The following is a 15698-nucleotide window of genomic DNA, read 5'->3' on the forward strand; positions in this document are numbered from 1 at the left end:
GCTTGCTCGAAAGGTATAGTTACGAAATCATTGGTGATTGTAGTTAATGACCATTAATTCACCGTTTTGTTTTTGCCGTTCGTCGCTTCAGCGAAGAAAGCTCGGCGTGTGCCTTGGCCAACTGGGCTTCCAGTTGCACAACACGTAACTGCGCTTTGACCTGGGTCGTGACGTCCTTCTGTACACCGACGAAGTAAGTCTGCCCGTCGTTCGGGTTTTTCACCGTCGACAGCGAGAGTTCATTCCAGAAGGGAGTGCCGTCCTTGCGGTAGTTCCTGATGATTTCCCGGCAGGATCCTTCTTTGTCCAACGCTTCGCGAATGGTGGCAAGCGCTGCCTGATCCCGGTCGCCGGCCTGTAAGAAGCGGCAATCCTGATAGAGGATTTCTTCGTTGGTGTACCCCGTCAGACGTTCGAATGCCGGGTTGACGTAAATCAGGATGTTGTCCTGCTCGCCTTCCTTTTCGGCAATCACGATGCCGTCGTTAGAAGCATTGATCACCATTTGCAGCAGCTGAGCATTGATCATCGGAGAATCCTTTCCGCAGTGATTGAGTGCTGCATTCTAAAAGAACAATGCAGGTCCTGCTGTTAATATCCGGTTTTCACTCAGTTTCAGGATCAGATTGATGAAAGTCGCCATCCTTTCCGGCTCCGTATACGGCACGGCCGAAGAAGTCGCCCGTCACGCCGCGAGTATTTTGAAGACCGCCGGTTTCGAAACAATGCACAACCCACGCGCGTCACTGGCCGATGTCCTGGCTTTCGAACCGCAAGCGTTTCTGGCGGTGACGTCGACCACCGGCATGGGTGAATTGCCGGACAACCTGCAACCCTTGTATTCGATGATTCGTGATCAGTTACCCGCTGCCTGGCGCGGTCTGCCGGGAGCGGTCATCGGCCTGGGCGATGCGAGCTATGGAGATACCTTCTGTGGCGGCGGCGAGCAAATGCGGGAATTGTTCGGTGAACTGGGTCTGCGCGAAGTGCTGCCCATGCTGCGCCTGGACGCCAGCGAAACTGTGACACCCGAAACCGATGCCGAGCCCTGGCTGGCAGATTTGGTCAGCAAATTGCGGTGAAAATCGGGTTCGTCATGGTTCTGATGAAACTGCTGAATATGGTTATTGGCGTCGGTCCTTTGACATGGATCCAGGTTCATTGCGCCACTGACTCGCTCGGCCATCAAGCTGGCTGCCAATGCAACTACACGAAGACCGGGGGCTGACTAGACTGCTGTGACGACAGCAGAACAATAAGAACAGGAGGTCATGCCGTGAATGTTGCCCCCGTCCAGTCGCCCCACAGTGTCAAAGGTAAAGTCAGTGCCGCCGAGTGGCAGACCCGCGTCGATCTGGCGGCCTGCTATCGTCTGGTCGCCGCGCATGGCTGGGACGATCTGATCTTTACGCACATCTCGGCCAAAGTGCCCGGTACCGAAGATTTTCTGATCAACCCGTTCGGGCTGATGTTTCATGAGATCACGGCGTCGAGCCTGGTCAAGGTTGATCAGGCCGGCAACAAGTTGATGGACAGTCCATACGACATCAACCCGGCGGGTTACACCATTCACAGCGCCGTGCATGAAGTTCGCCACGATGTGGTCTGCGTGTTGCACACCCACACCGCTGCCGGCGTTGCGGTGTCGGCGCAAAAGCAGGGCGTTCTGCCGATCAGCCAGCAATCCTTGTTTGTCCTGTCCAGCCTGGCTTACCACGCGTATGAAGGCGTTGCGCTGAATCATGAAGAGAAGGCGCGTCTGCAAGCCGACCTCGGTGAAAACAATTTCCTGATGCTGCACAACCACGGTTTGCTGACCTGTGGCAGCACCATCGCCGATACGTTCCTGATGATGTTTACCTTCCAGCGCGCCTGCGATATCCAGGTGATGGCACAGAACGGCGGCGCCGAACTGATCGCCATCGAACCGCAGATTCTAGCGGGCGCCAAGGCGATGATCGCCGGCGTGACCAAAAGTACTCAAGGGATGGGTGGCGCGTTGGCCTGGCCAGCGCTGCTACGTAAACTCGATCAACAAAACCCGGGTTATAAACTCTAATGCCACTCGCCGAGATCCCCCTGTGTGTCTGGCGCAAACGCGGCCAGACGTTTGTATTCCATGGCCAGACTATCCGCTATTGGACGGCCGGGCAGGGTGAGCCGCTGTTGCTCATCCACGGCTTTCCGACCGCCAGTTGGGATTGGCATTACCTGTGGCAACCACTGGCGCAGCGCTATCGGGTAATTGCTTGCGACATGCTCGGCTTCGGCGACTCGGCCAAACCGGTGAACCATGAATACAGCCTGATCGAACAGGCCGACTTGCAACAGGCGTTGCTGGCGCATTTGAGTGTCACGCAACCGGTGCACGTATTGGCCCACGATTATGGCGACAGCGTGGCGCAGGAGCTGTTGGCCCGACATTACGAAACCTGCATTCACATCGCCAGTTGTGTGTTCCTCAACGGTGGCCTGTTTCCGGAAACCCATCGTCCGCTACTGGCGCAAAAATTGTTGCTCAGCCCCTTGGGCTGGATGATTGGCCGTGCGTTCACCCGTGACGCGCTGGTGAGGAGTTTTCGGCAGATTTTCGGTCGGATGACCCGGCCGACCGAAAGTGAGATGGATGATTTCTGGGGGCTGATCGACAGCAATCAAGGCCAGCGAATCATGCACAGGCTCATCACGTATATTCCAGAGCGGCGTGTCCAGCGCGAGCGTTGGGTCGGCGCCATGCAGCGCGGTGAAGTGCCGCTGCGCGTCATTGATGGCGAGGTCGATCCGATTTCCGGTGCACACATGGTCGCGCGCTATCGCGAACTGATCCCCAATCCGGACACGATCCTGCTGGCCGAAATTGGCCATTACCCCCAGATCGAAGCGCCGGGGCAGGTACTCAAGCACTATCTGGAGTTCCGTGATCGGCAGGCATTACCCCCGCGCAGGGCCGCCTGTTCCTGATTATCCCCCAGCCTTATCGGGCACCATTCAGCCCGACCCTTGTTCATTGTGACCAGCAGCGCCGTGCCCGACACTCGGGTTTATCGTCCATTGGCCTGCTGGAGTTCCCCCATGAATGAGTCTGTGCGCTTCGAAGATAAAGTCGTGATCGTCACTGGTGCAGGCGGCGGCCTGGGTCGGGCACATGCGCTGCTGTTCGCCAAACAGGGCGCCAAAGTACTGGTCAACGATCTCGGCGGCTCAGCGCAAGGTGAGGGCGCCAACGCGTCGGCAGCAGACCGCGTAGTGGCAGAAATTCGCGAGGCCGGCGGGACTGCCGAGGCCAACCACGATTCCGTCACTGACGGCGATAAAATCGTCCAGCACGCGCTCGACGTTTTCGGTCGTATCGATGTAGTAGTCAATAACGCCGGGATCCTGCGCGACAAGACCTTCCACAAAATGGAGGATGCCGACTGGGATCTGGTTTACCGTGTCCACGTCGAAGGTGCCTACAAGGTCACCCGCGCAGCCTGGCCGCACATGCGTGAGCAAAACTACGGCCGCGTGATCTTCACTGCGTCGACATCGGGCATTTACGGCAACTTCGGCCAGTCCAACTATGGTATGGCCAAACTCGGCCTCTACGGCCTGACTCGTACACTCGCCATTGAAGGCCGCAAGAACAACATCCTGGTCAACGCCATCGCGCCTACCGGCGGCACTCGCATGACCGAAGGCCTGATCCCGCCGCAAGTATTCGAGCAACTCAAACCGGAACTGGTCAGCCCGTTGGTGGTGTATTTGGCCAGTGAAAATTGCAAAGAGACTTCCGGGTTGTTTGAAGTTGGCGGCGGCTGGATGGGCAAGGTGCGTTGGGAGCGCAGCCTGGGTGCCGGGTTTGATCCGCGGGTGGGGTTCTCACCGGAAGACGTGGCGGCGCAGTGGGAACAGATTTGTGATTTTGAGGGAGCAGCGCATCCGAAGGACAATATTGAAGCGCTGAAGGAAATGATGGGGAATTTGCAGAAGTATTCGCTTTAATCGAAGCCAGCAAGGTCTCTCGACCTTGCTGGTTGTTAATGTTCAGAGCGTTTTAGTTTGCGGTGGCTATCAAGGAAAATACTTGCAAACCAATGCCGCCAGATTCGCTGCCGTTTGCGCATCCATGATCCCGTCGTAATTTTCAGGGCGGAAGTGCAACTGAAAGGCTCGAACAAGTTGTGCGAAACCTTGATCGGTTGATGCATTTGAAACGTCATAGCCATAGGTTTTGAACAGTTTCAGCAATTCGGTTCGGGTAGGAATGCCGGTTTCGTTGTATTGCTGCAAATAGGTGTCGCGGGTGGCATCGTCGAACCAGGCGCCAACGCCTTTCAAATAAAGTGCATGCCAAGGGAATTTCGGCCCTGGGTCACTCTTGCGACCGACCGCAACATCAGAGTGGCCCAGGACTTGGGTCGGGCTGATATCCGGATAGCGTTCAAGAATGTTCAGCGCCAGCTCTTCAATCGCGGCAATTTGCTCTGGCTGATACGGCGGAAAATTGAAAACCCCTTGGCTGAACGTTGCCAGGTTAACGATTTCGACACCGATAGACGTGTCGTTCAGATTGCTGCGGTTACCCCACTGACTGACGCCTGCATGCCAGGCGCGCCTGGTTTCGTCGACAAGACTAAAGACCTCCTGCCCGGTGTAGCCTGCGCTCAAGTAGCTTGGATCGGTGATGTCGGGAACCAGATAATGTGCGCTGACATTCGGGCCGGTCAATGCATTGACCGAACTGGAGAAGTTGCCCGCTGTGTAGTGGAAAATCAGAAAGCGTATGCAGCTGTTGGAACTCTGGGTGGAATGAAATTTGTTATAGAGGATAGGTTTCATGAAGGTTTGCTCGTTAATAGTTAAGTTGAAGTCAACGCGGCATAGGCGTGGATGAATGACTTGTAATTAACATTAATGACGGGGGCGGTTCGCGTGGTTACAGAATGCTGTAGTCGATTTCCGAAGAATGCGTAGGCAGTAGAAGTCTGGGTTGAGGCGTGGCAACTTTGAAAGTGGGGCCAGGCACGTCTGCCTGCTCCACTGTTTTATCTATATTCTTCTTTTTTAAAACCTGGCTTTCCGTTGGCTGCTCGCCATTGCTTTATAGCTTCTAATGCGCCGGCAGGGCTGTCTTCGACACCCGGTTCGGGGTAATACAGGATGCCTGTTCCGTTGGGGTGTTCTGAAGTGCTTACGATGTTGTCAACAATTGCGTCATGCTCCTCTTCCGAAGAAAACCCTCCTTGGAATAGGCGATTAATAAGGGCTGCATATTCAGATTCTGTGTAGTTTTCAAGTTTGCTTTTAAGAATCATGCTTTATTTCTCCTTTATGGCTCCAGGATTGTCGTTTTGGAGTGATAGACCGGGAAATGGAGCCGAGCACGTCTGCTTGCTTCGCTGTCGTATCTCTATTCTTCTATTTTGAAGCCTGGTTTTCCGTTAGCTGCTCGCCATAGCTTAATCACGCTCAAAACACCGTCCGGACTGTCTTCGATACTTTCCTCTGGAAAGTACAAAATTTCTGATCCGTCGGGATGTTCCGATGTTTTTACAATGATCTCAATAATGTCATCGAGTTCGCCTTCCGATGAATAGTCGCCGTCGAACAAGCGCTGTATCAGTTTCTTGTATTCGGACTCTGTGTATTCTTCAAGTTTATTTTTAAAGCTCATCTTAATTCTCCCCCCCTTGCTGGAGTGGGTTTCGATATGTTGTCTCGGTGCTAGTATCCGGATGTTATCCATATCGTAGACCGCTCCATCTTCACTGATAGGTTTCACATGATGAAGATCGTACTTTATCTTCTTCCCTACGTGATCCACTTGAGGTGCTCTTGCAGAGAACCCTTTTCAGTTTCGATTTTGCTTGGTCGGGATAACTGTGAACTCCTCAAAAAAATGTACTGCGCGTGTTTGATCTTTTTTCGTAGGGTGTTCAGACAGTCGCTTTGAAAGGATAGACCGGAAAGTGGAGCCAAGCACGTCTGCTGGCTCCACAGTCTTATCTCTATTATTCTGTTTTAAAGCCTGGTTTTCCGTTGGCGGCTCGCCATTGCTTTATAGCTGCTAATACGCCGGCAGGGCTGTCTTCGACACCCGGTTCGGGGTAATACAGGATGCCTGTTCCGTTTGGATGTTCTGAAGTGCTTACGATATTGTCAACAATTGCGTCATGTTCTTTCTCTGATGAGTAATCGCCTATAACTAATCGGTTTATAAGGCTTATATATTCAGATTCTGTATATTCTTCAAATTTGTTTTTAAAGTTCATCTTGTTTGTCTCCTTTTTTGGAGTGGGTTTCAATGTGCTGCTTTGGTGTCAGTACTTGAAGATTGTCTAGGTCGTAGACCGAGCCACCCTCGCTGATTGGCTTGATGTGGTGAATTTCATACTTTTGCCGTTTACCCACTTGCTCGGATGGGGGCGTGGTTGGTGACAGTCCCATTTGAATAGGTTTCTTTTTGACGACTCTAGATTGTCGCTTTAGGAGGTGACATACCGGAAAGTGGAGCCAAGCACGTCTGCCGGCTCCACAGTTTTATCTCTATTCTTCTATTTTAAAGCCTGGCTTTCCGTTCGCAGCTCGCCACGCTTTTACTTTTTCAATGATAGCTTCGGGTGTGGAATCTTCGTCTGACTCTGCGTAGTAAATTAAGTCAGCTCCGTCTGGATGCTCTGTCAACTCATCAAACAAGAGTACTGCGCGTATTAGTTCTTTTTCCGTAGTGTATTCAGAGCGGCAAATTTTGTTTAAAAACTCGAGAAACGCCGTTTCGGTATAGTCGGAAATATTAAGCTTGCTCATATTAGTTTCCTCCTTTGTGAAGCTCGGTATGTAGTTTTGGAGTGACGACTCGTATGTTGTCAAAATCGTAGACATCGCCACCGTCGGAAACAGAATGGAGATGATGTAGTTCGAATTTTATTTTACCTCCTACCCAGTCCTTTTTATGCGAGAAAGGGGCTCTTCCTTTTTTCATTTGTTGAATGTTTTGGGTAGTGAACTGTTTAGCCAATGTAGGATCTTCAACTATAGATCTCCAAAACGTCTCTCTAAAAGATCTGAAATTCGAAAAATTCTGCTCTCGAAGCTTGCCTGCAATCTGATTGGGGATCACCGCACCAATGCCTTTTGAAGCGGGCTCCAGCCAAATGCCCGATACGGGGTCGCCATAACCACTAGCTACACCGGGCTCATCCCGCCGATCCCTGAACATCGTGAAGATCGGAGGAAGCCCCGACTCTGTCGGGAAGACTGTAATAAAGCCGCCAAAGCTGTATAGATCCAGCTCCGGAAATTCATCAAGCCTTCCTTCTAAGGCGGTTAAGGCAGTTCCGTCATAAACGGCTATGTTCGGTTCACTTGCGGGGAGGGTGGTTGACGCATCGCCAGGCTTGACAATCGGCGTCCAGGCTATGCCGATTGATGGGGCATCCGGGTTGTAAGACCTGTAGACATTCAGGTCTGAATCGAAAGTGGCCAGTCGTACCGGCACGTCGCCCGGCACCGATGTGCCAATGGTAGTTACGACAAAGTACTCAGTTGAGTTCCCCTCCTTTCTTGAGCCGATAGCGATCGGCAATCTGACTTTCCCATTGGCTTGGGCAACGGCATGCAAGTCGTCAATATCTGTGGTGAGATCCGAGAGAGGGATGCTCAAGGCGTGGAGGTTGTCGGGCTCGTATTCCGTGATCGAGAGATCCCAGGTATGCACGTTGTCGGGCACCAAGCTCGACAGGCGGGCACTCAATTGGCGGCGCTCGCCATTATCCAACGGTGAAGGAAACAACAGCGCGGCAAATCCAACCATCACCGCGCTTGCCGCTGCGGTGCTTGCCGTGACCACAGTGGTAACTGAGGTTTGCAGAGCTGTCCTGACTGCTTGAGTAGTTGCGGCGCCGGCGGCCAGGCGCCCGTTTTCCAAGGTGAACACCGGGCCCGCTGCCGCGGACCAGCCTAATACAGGAAACGGCCGGCTAGCACGGGAGGCTTCCCACGCTTTGTACATCGCAGCCGTCTCATTCAATCTTGCGAGGTTTTCCACCTGCTTTTTGGCGATAGCCTCCTCTCGCTCTTTCGCCTCGCGCGCCTTTTCTTCCTGCCGTTTGACCTCGACTTGTGCTTCTAGAAGAGCCTGTTCCGCAGCGACCTGCCGTGCTGCCGCTTGCGCCGCAATCCGAGCCTGTTCCTCCGCCACTTGCCGCGCGTTTTCCAAGGCGGCAAGTCGCGCTTGCTCTTGAGCCTGTTCCGCTGCCACTCGCCGTGCGTTTTCCAGTGCAGCAAGTCTTGTTTGCTCTCGAGCTCTTGCCGCAGCCTCTTCATTTACGCGCGCCAGCTCTGCTGCAAATGTCTGGGCTTGCTCATTGGCCTGCACGGTCGTGAGAAAATTCTGCACATTGACGTGTTGCTGACTGAGCATTTCGAGGCCTTGAGACAGCAACCTTGCATCGTGAGCTGCCCGCATGGACTGAAACAGCGCCTGCATGGCGACGCCGTTTGGCACCGGCCTCTTTTCAATGGTTGTCGCTTTTTTCATGAACTCGTTGATATGTCGGTTAAATGGATCTCCTCCATAAAATGAATGGGCAATAGCTGTTTTGCTGTGGAACTCAGCGGCTTTACGTAATGTAAGTTTGTTTCGTACGTCCAATTCTCGAATAATCGATTGGACAGGCGGAAGTGGATCGGTTGAACCCTCAAGTCGTGTGGCGGCGAGTTCAATTTCAATTGTTTGCGGCAGTTGGATGGACTTGATTTGATATTCCTGTTCCAGTGCTTTTGTCGTGGCTTTGATTGTGTTGTGATTCTGGTAATAAACCGGTATGCCGTGGCCGTGCGGGCCGACATTCAATGTGTCTGATGTTCGTGGTGCGGGAATCATGTGGTCGGGTGCAATGCCTATCGTATGAATAGGGGTGTCGATATCAAGAAAGCCAGGCTTGGGTGGCTTTTGCATATTCATATCCTTTTGAATGTGCATAGGGGCTGAGGAATAACGTGTCGGCGGTTAGTCGGTTATTGCTTCGTGCCATTAAAAGTTACAACGAAAACTCAGTATTTGGGTCCGAGAGATGTGTGGGTTATTACATATAGAGTTGAGAGGAATTTCGTTGTGAAAGGTACAAAGGCGCGAATGTCTCTCTGATAAAGAGAGATTTCTTATCCCGTTATAGGAAATATCTCGCCAGAGTGTCTTGAGCGAAAATCCCGATCACCAGCGCCACAAAACCATCGCCCATAAAAAAGGCCGCTGCAAACGCAGCGGCCAAAGTAAGACGTTGGATCAGGAGCTACAAATCAACGTCAGTGAACACAGGGCGATCAATCGATAGAGCGTCGATTCATCTGAAATCTGTCGCCAATGGAGTGGACTGATCACACACCATCACGTCGTGCTGCCCGGCTGTTCACCGTGAAAGCCCGGCAAGAATAAGTCGCTGAGCCCAAAGGAAAAATAGCGATTCGCGACATGCAGTGTTGCAGTCTGGGCAACAGTCCCGTGTTGTCATGACCTGTAGCAGCCGGACGCAGCCTCGCGTTGCTCGGCAGCTGCTACAAGTCGGCATTCACCTCACCCATGCATCTGACTGATAACCCTCCATCCAGCCCATTCATGCCCCGCGCAAACCCGCGTCCTGTCTGGCCATTCATCCTTTAGAGGTACACCGCGAATACCTCCTTGGTGCGCTTATCGCTCCCGGGTTGCGGCAGTAGGGTGGGGCCTTCTGTCACTCACCGGGGAAGACGCATGACAAAAACAACAATGCGCGCCATCTTCACACCGCAAGCGCTGGCCGCTGCGGTTGCCTTGGGTTGCTGTGCCCAGGCGCAGGCTGTTTCATTCAGTATCGGGGAGATCGAGGGGACGTTTGACTCCTCACTGTCCGTCGGCGCGAGTTGGGGCATGCGCGATGCCGATGATTCTTTGGTGGGCATTGTCAACGGCGGGACCGGACAGTCATCGACCGGTGATGACGGGCGGCAGAACTTCTCGAAAGGCGAAACCTTTTCCAAAATCTTCAAAGGCATTCACGACCTCGAACTGAAGTATGGCGACACCGGTGTGTTCGTTCGTGGCAAGTACTGGTACGACTTCGAGTTGGAGGACGAAACTCGCCCGTTCAAGCCAATCAGCGACCACGGCCGCAAGGAAGGCGCGAAGTCCGCAGGCTCGCAAATCCTCGACGCCTTCGTTTATCACAACTATGCCATCGCCGATCTTCCAGGCAGCGTGCGCGCCGGTAAGCAAGTGGTGAGCTGGGGTGAAAGTACCTTCATCGGCAACTCGATCAACAGCATCAACCCGGTGGACGTTTCTGCGTTTCGTCGTCCGGGTGCCGAGATCAAGGAAGGCTTGATTCCGGTGAACATGCTGTACGTCTCCCAAGGCCTGACGGATCAGCTCTCGGTCGACGGGTTCTACCAACTGGAGTGGGACCAGACCGTTCTCGACAACTGCGGCACGTTCTTCGCTGTCGACGTAGCGGCGGATGGTTGCAACAACAACTACACCGTCGGCAGCCCCGCGATTGCGCCGTTGGCGCCGGTGGCAGCCGCGTTTGGCCAGCCGATTCTAGTGACCCGCGAAGGTGTAGTCGTTCCCCGTGGCGGCGACCGCGATGCGAGGGATTCCGGGCAGTGGGGCACGGCCTTGCGCTGGCTCGGTGATGACACCGAGTACGGCCTGTATTTCATCAACTACCACAGCCGCACACCGACGGTGGGTACCGTCACGGCCGGCGCATCGACACTGGCCAGCCTGCCGGGCATGGTCGCCGTCGCCAACCGTCTGGCACCGGGTAGCGGTGCGGGTCTGGCCCAAAGTGTGATGCTGGGTCGCGGTCAGTATTACCTCGATTACCCGGAAGACATTCGTCTGTATGGCGCGAGCTTCGCTACGACATTACCGACCGGCACCGCGTGGAGCGGGGAGATCAGCTATCGCCCTAATGCTCCGGTGCAGGTCAACACCAACGACCTGACCCTGGCCTTGCTTAACCCGATTGCCGGCGGTGCCGCATCGCCCATCGTCACGACGCCTGGCGGCGACAACAAAGGCTACCGCCGCAAGGAAGTCACGCAAATCCAGAGCACCATGACGCAGTTCTTCGACCAGGTACTGGGCGCGCAACGACTGACCGTGGTCGGTGAAGCGGCAGCGGTATTCGTCGGTGGTCTGGAGCGGCGCAGCGAACTGCGTTATGGCCGCGACTCGGTCTACGGCCAGTACGGCTTCGCTGGTGAAACCGAAGGTTTCGTGACCTCGACCTCCTGGGGCTACCGCGCCCGGGCAATCCTTGACTACGCCAACGTGATCGGCGGAATCAACCTCAAACCCAACTTGTCCTGGGCGCACGACGTCGCTGGCTATGGTCCCAACGGGCTGTTCAACAAAGGCGTCAAGGCGGTCAGCGTCGGCGTCGATGCGGACTACCGCAACACCTATACCGCGAGCCTGAGTTACACCGACTTCTTTGGCGGTGATTTCAACGTCCTCGAAGACCGCGACTTCGTGGCGCTGAGCTTCGGCGTGAACTTCTGATCTGGCTGAGAAGGATGATTTCAATGCGTAAGATGATTCTGCAATGCGGCGCCCTGGCCCTGAGCTTGCTGGCTGTCAACGTGATGGCGGCAGTCTCGCCGGATGAAGCCAACAAACTCGGTACCAGCCTTACGCCGCTGGGCGCCGAGAAGGCTGGCAACGCCAACGGCTCGATCCCCGCCTGGACCGGCGGCATCCCGAAAAACGCTGGCGCCGTTGACAGCAAAGGCTTCCTGTCTGACCCGTTCGCCAGCGAAAAACCGCTGTTTGTCATCACCGCCGCGACCGTCGACAAGTACAAGGACAAGTTGTCAGAAGGCCAGGTGGCGATGTTCAAGCGCTATCCGGAAACCTACAGGATTCCGGTTTACCCGACCCACCGCACCGTGGCTGTGCCGCCGGAAATTTACGAGTCGGCCAAGCGCAGTGCGCTGAATACGACCACCATCAACGACGGTAACGGCCTGGCGGGTTTCACGGGCGAACGTTACTACGCGTTCCCGATTCCCAAGAACGGCGTCGAAGTGTTGTGGAACCACATCACCCGTTACCACGGTGGCAACATCAAACGCATCATCACCCAAGTGACCCCGCAAACGAACGGCAGCTACACGCCGATCCGCTTCGAGGAAGAAATCTCCGTCCCGGTACTGATGAAGGATCTGGACGCGGACAAAGCTGCCAACGTGTTGACCTTCTTCAAACAGTCGGTCACCGCGCCGGCGCGTCTGGCGGGCAACGTGCTGCTGGTGCACGAAACCCTCGATCAGGTGAAGGAACCGCGTCTGGCGTGGATCTACAACGCCGGGCAGCGTCGTGTACGTCGCGCCCCGCAAGTGGCCTATGACGGACCGGGCACCGCATCTGATGGTCTGCGCACGTCCGACAACTTCGACCTGTTCTCCGGTGCGCCAGATCGCTACGACTGGAAACTGGTCGGCAAGAAGGAAATGTACATTCCCTACAACAGCTACAAACTCGACTCGCCGAGCCTCAAATACGACGACATCGTCAAGGCCGGCCACATCAATCAAGACCTGACCCGTTATGAACTGCACCGTGTCTGGGAAGTGATCGGCACGGTCAAGCCGAGTGAGCGCCACATCTACGCCAAGCGCCACATGTACATCGACGAAGACAGCTGGCAAGCAGCGCTGGTGGATCACTACGACGGTCGCGGTCAATTGTGGCGAGTGGCTGAGGGGCATTCTGAGTACGTATACGATCACCAGGCTCAGGCTTATACGCTGGAAGCGCTCTACGACATTATTGCCGGCCGATACATCGCGCTTGGAATGAAGAACGAAGAGAAACACAGTTACGAGTTTGGCTTCGTCGCCAAGGCTGCCGACTTCACGCCATCGGCGTTGCGTGCCGAGGGTGTCCGGTAAGGCGGTAGGTATAGACGCTGGACAAAAGGCGACCGGGTGGTCGCCTTTTTTATGGCTGTCGATCAATGTCCTGAATACTTCTCAACAAGCGGGTTAGACAGGTCTAGGGTTGCCCCACAATTATAAAAAGGCACGCCGTAATGACCGCCATGACTCCGTGTCTGGACCGATCTGGATTTTTGCCCCGTCTTTCTTCGCATCACCTGTCGCGTGATCGCTTGAGCGAGCCGTTGCTGGCGTCGGCCGCGCGGGTGAAATTAATTTGCGCTCCCGCCGGCAGTGGCAAATCGGCGCTGCTCGCCGACTGCCTGTTGCAGGCACCGCCGCAGTGCCGGGTGTGCTGGTTGCCACTGTCGGGTGTCGCCATGAGCGTGGAGGACTTTCGTCAGCGTCTGGCGGAGTCACTGGGGCTGGCGTCATCGGAGGAGACCGCGATGCTCCGCGCGCTGGCGCGTTTGCAATCGCCGACCTGGCTGTTTCTTGACGATTATTGCCGCGTACCGAACCCGGAACTCGACCTGCTGCTGGATCGCATGCTGGCCGTCAGCAGCCCGATGTTGACCTGGTGGTTGGGGACCCGCCGTCGCCCGCAATGCAATTGGCCACGGTTGTTGCTTGATGACGAACTGTTCGAATGTGAGTGCTCCACGCTGGCCTTCAATCAGGCTGAAATCGCCTCGCTGTTGCACCACCTGACGCCAGCCGATGCCCACACCGTCGCCAGCAAGATCATCCAGCACAACGGCGGCTGGTGCGCCGGGGTTCGTGTGGCGCTGCTGCAAAAGTGCGACTGGTCACGCAACGACTCGCTGCACGGTCGACCGGACACGTTGCTCGATTACCTTGAACATGAACTGTTCACCTCCCTGACCCCGGAATTGACCGAGGTCTGGCGAGTGCTCGCGCATTTGCCACGATTCAATGCACGGCTGTGCGATCACCTGTTTGGCGCGGGTGAGGGCGCGCAATGCCTCAAGACCTTGCAGGAACTGGGGTGCTTTATCGAACCTTGGCAAGATTCGACCGACTGGCTACAGATTTTCCCGCCGCTTACGCAATTGATGCGCGATGAACAATGGCCTGCCGGGCGCTCCTGGCATCGTCGTGCCTGCCAGTGGTTCGCCACTGAACTGGACTGGAAAGCAGCGTTTGAACAGGCATTGCTGGCTGAAGAATTCGAAGTCGCCGTGAGCTTGTTGCAGCACTTCAGTTTCGAGCACTTGTTCGAGGAACAGACCGTCGTGCTGTTATTGCGTTTGTATGAGCAGCAAGGCGAAGAGCTTATGTTCGGCTCACCGCAACTGGTCGGCTTGATCACGGCGGCCTCGTTGTTTGCCGGGCGATTTGAACAAGCCGCCGTGTGCATCGAACAGTTGTCGCGATTCACTCCGCAGCCGTCGGCGACTCTGCAGCGGCAACTGGTTGCACGGTGGCAGGCGCAACAGGGGTGGCTCCTGCATTTGCAGGGACGGTTGGACGGTTCGCGCGCACATTTTTTCGATGCGTTGAACGACCTCGGCCCCGAACTCTGGACGGTGCGCGTGATGTGCTTGTCGGGGTTGACTCAGCAGGCATTGTTGCGGGGCGAGCTTGATGTGGCGCAAGCGTTGAATCGTGAGGCGTTGTGCCTGGCGCGTGCGCAGGACTCGCTGGTGTTCGAAGGGCTCCTGGAGCTCGATCATGCGCAATTGCTTGAACAGCGTGGCGCTCCCCAGCGCGCGGAAAGCCTACTCGCCAACATCCATGAGTTACTGAGTCAGCCAGTCGAGCGACCAGTGCCATTGCTCGGTCGAATCGCGTTACGTCGGGGGCGGCTTGCATTGTGCCAAGGGCACGATAAACGCGCCGAGGCATTTTTTCAGGTCGGTCTGCAGCAGTGCTTACGCAGCCACGACAAGCGCGTGCTGTACGGCTTTCTTGGTCTGGCACAAGTGGCGGCTAATCAGCGCGATTATGCTCAGGCGTTCGTCCTGCTGCGCGACGCAGAGAGACTGATGCAGCAACGGCATATTCCAGACACGGTTTATCGAGGCGTGCTGCTACAAGTCAGTAGCCATTTCTGGTTGCAACAGGGACGCGCCGAACTGGCGTGCGAAGCCTTGAGCCGGGTACTCAAGCACTATCGCGGGCCGCAGGCGCGGCAGGCGCCACCGGCCACACTTGAGCTGATCCCGCGCATCGAGTATTTGTTGATCCTCGCCCGAACTCGCTCAGAGCTGGATGCAATCGATGCAGCAGCACAGGTTGAATCATTGATGAAACAAGCGCAGACGCGCGGAATGTGGGCGCTCGCTACCGAATTAGAACTGGCTTTGGCCGAAGTGTTTTGGCTTGGCGGTCAAACCACGAAGGCCAGTGACGTGTTGCAGGAGGGCGTACGCAACGTGGCCCGGTATCAAGCATTCCAGGCGTTAAATGAGTTAAACCTGCGTCAGCCCTTGTGGTTGCACGATGAGCAGACTTCGCTGTTGTCTTGCAATGAACTTTGCGGTCGTGCGGATGCAACGGAAACATTAAGTCAGCGTGAGCTGCAAGTTTTAAAGCTGATTGCGCTTGGTCATTCCAATCAAGAAATTGCCGATGCACTGTTTATATCGTTACATACCGTTAAAACCCACAGCCGGCGCATACATGGAAAGTTACGGGTTGAACGCAGGACGCAAGCGGTGGCGAAGGCGAAGTTGTTGGGCTTGTGGGATTAATTTAGGCGGTCAACCAAGTCCCTGGCTTGATGTTCAAAATCTGGATTTTTACATGTGGTTTGAATTGTAAATAGTTGG

General features: G+C 55.2%; 13 protein-coding genes and 3 pseudogenes. 7 read left to right on the top strand and 9 right to left on the bottom strand.

Annotation, left to right across the window (positions count from 1 at the left end; genetic code table 11):
- Nucleotides 1–53: 53 nt before the first annotated feature.
- Nucleotides 54–529: pseudogene (locus ACWGZX_RS18975) on the bottom strand (PAS domain-containing protein).
- Between the two features lie 100 nt (nt 530–629).
- On the opposite strand from ACWGZX_RS18975, the gene ACWGZX_RS18980 reads away from it, so the two are divergent.
- The 4 genes from ACWGZX_RS18980 (at nt 630) to ACWGZX_RS18995 (ending at nt 3984) form a co-directional block, all read left to right on the top strand.
- The gene (locus ACWGZX_RS18980) at nt 630–1082 is read left to right on the top strand and encodes a flavodoxin (protein WP_452624984.1); all 453 of its coding nucleotides are present in this window, start codon (nt 630–632) and stop codon (nt 1080–1082) included.
- 194 nt (nt 1083–1276) lie between these two features.
- A complete protein-coding gene (locus ACWGZX_RS18985) occupies nt 1277–2059 on the top strand; it encodes a class II aldolase/adducin family protein (RefSeq protein WP_452624985.1) in 783 nt (260 codons plus the stop codon).
- Nucleotides 2059–2961 carry an alpha/beta fold hydrolase gene (locus ACWGZX_RS18990; protein WP_452624986.1) on the top strand — a complete coding sequence of 301 codons (903 nt, stop codon included), beginning with the start codon at nt 2059–2061 and terminating at the stop codon, nt 2959–2961. The genes ACWGZX_RS18985 and ACWGZX_RS18990 overlap by 1 nt, the downstream gene beginning before the upstream one ends.
- 111 nt (nt 2962–3072) lie before the next feature.
- The gene (locus ACWGZX_RS18995) at nt 3073–3984 is read left to right on the top strand and encodes an SDR family oxidoreductase (RefSeq protein ID WP_452624987.1); all 912 of its coding nucleotides are present in this window, start codon (nt 3073–3075) and stop codon (nt 3982–3984) included.
- 69 nt (nt 3985–4053) lie between these two features.
- Here ACWGZX_RS18995 and ACWGZX_RS19000 read toward each other — a convergent pair whose 3' ends face one another.
- The 8 genes and pseudogenes from ACWGZX_RS19000 to ACWGZX_RS19035 all read right to left on the bottom strand — a co-directional run bounded on the left by ACWGZX_RS19000 (nt 4054) and on the right by ACWGZX_RS19035 (nt 8941).
- A complete protein-coding gene (locus ACWGZX_RS19000) occupies nt 4054–4821 on the bottom strand; it encodes an N-acetylmuramoyl-L-alanine amidase (RefSeq protein ID WP_452624988.1) in 768 nt (255 codons plus the stop codon).
- Between the two features lie 206 nt (nt 4822–5027).
- Entirely contained in the window at nt 5028–5297 is a 270-nt protein-coding gene (locus tag ACWGZX_RS19005) for a bacteriocin immunity protein (RefSeq protein ID WP_452624989.1), read from the bottom strand.
- 95 nt (nt 5298–5392) lie between these two features.
- Complete coding sequence (locus ACWGZX_RS19010) at nt 5393–5656, bottom strand: bacteriocin immunity protein (protein WP_452629033.1); 264 nt, start codon at nt 5654–5656, stop codon at nt 5393–5395.
- 84 nt (nt 5657–5740) lie between these two features.
- Nucleotides 5741–5806: pseudogene (locus tag ACWGZX_RS19015) on the bottom strand (hypothetical protein); the annotation flags it as partial.
- A gap of 187 nt (nt 5807–5993) precedes the next feature.
- Nucleotides 5994–6254 carry a bacteriocin immunity protein gene (locus tag ACWGZX_RS19020; RefSeq protein WP_452624990.1) on the bottom strand — a complete coding sequence of 87 codons (261 nt, stop codon included), beginning with the start codon at nt 6252–6254 and terminating at the stop codon, nt 5994–5996.
- A pseudogene (locus ACWGZX_RS19025) lies at nt 6244–6441 on the bottom strand (HNH endonuclease signature motif containing protein); the annotation flags it as partial. The gene ACWGZX_RS19020 and the pseudogene ACWGZX_RS19025, both read right to left, overlap by 11 nt.
- 87 nt (nt 6442–6528) lie before the next feature.
- Nucleotides 6529–6789, bottom strand: a complete 261-nt coding sequence (locus tag ACWGZX_RS19030; protein WP_452624991.1) for a bacteriocin immunity protein — start codon at nt 6787–6789, stop codon at nt 6529–6531.
- Between the two features lies 1 nt (nt 6790).
- Nucleotides 6791–8941 (bottom strand): S-type pyocin domain-containing protein, encoded by a 2151-nt coding sequence (locus ACWGZX_RS19035; RefSeq protein ID WP_452624992.1) that lies wholly within the window; start codon nt 8939–8941, stop codon nt 6791–6793.
- A gap of 792 nt (nt 8942–9733) precedes the next feature.
- On the opposite strand from ACWGZX_RS19035, the gene ACWGZX_RS19040 reads away from it, so the two are divergent.
- The 3 genes from ACWGZX_RS19040 (at nt 9734) to ACWGZX_RS19050 (ending at nt 15620) form a co-directional block, all read left to right on the top strand.
- A complete protein-coding gene (locus tag ACWGZX_RS19040) occupies nt 9734–11527 on the top strand; it encodes a DUF1302 domain-containing protein (RefSeq protein WP_452624993.1) in 1794 nt (597 codons plus the stop codon).
- Between the two features lie 23 nt (nt 11528–11550).
- Nucleotides 11551–12918 carry a DUF1329 domain-containing protein gene (locus tag ACWGZX_RS19045; protein ID WP_452624994.1) on the top strand — a complete coding sequence of 456 codons (1368 nt, stop codon included), beginning with the start codon at nt 11551–11553 and terminating at the stop codon, nt 12916–12918.
- Between the two features lie 140 nt (nt 12919–13058).
- Nucleotides 13059–15620 carry a LuxR C-terminal-related transcriptional regulator gene (locus ACWGZX_RS19050; RefSeq protein WP_452624995.1) on the top strand — a complete coding sequence of 854 codons (2562 nt, stop codon included), beginning with the start codon at nt 13059–13061 and terminating at the stop codon, nt 15618–15620.
- Nucleotides 15621–15698 lie beyond the last annotated feature (78 nt).

The organism is Pseudomonas sp. CLCA07, assembly GCF_053615335.1.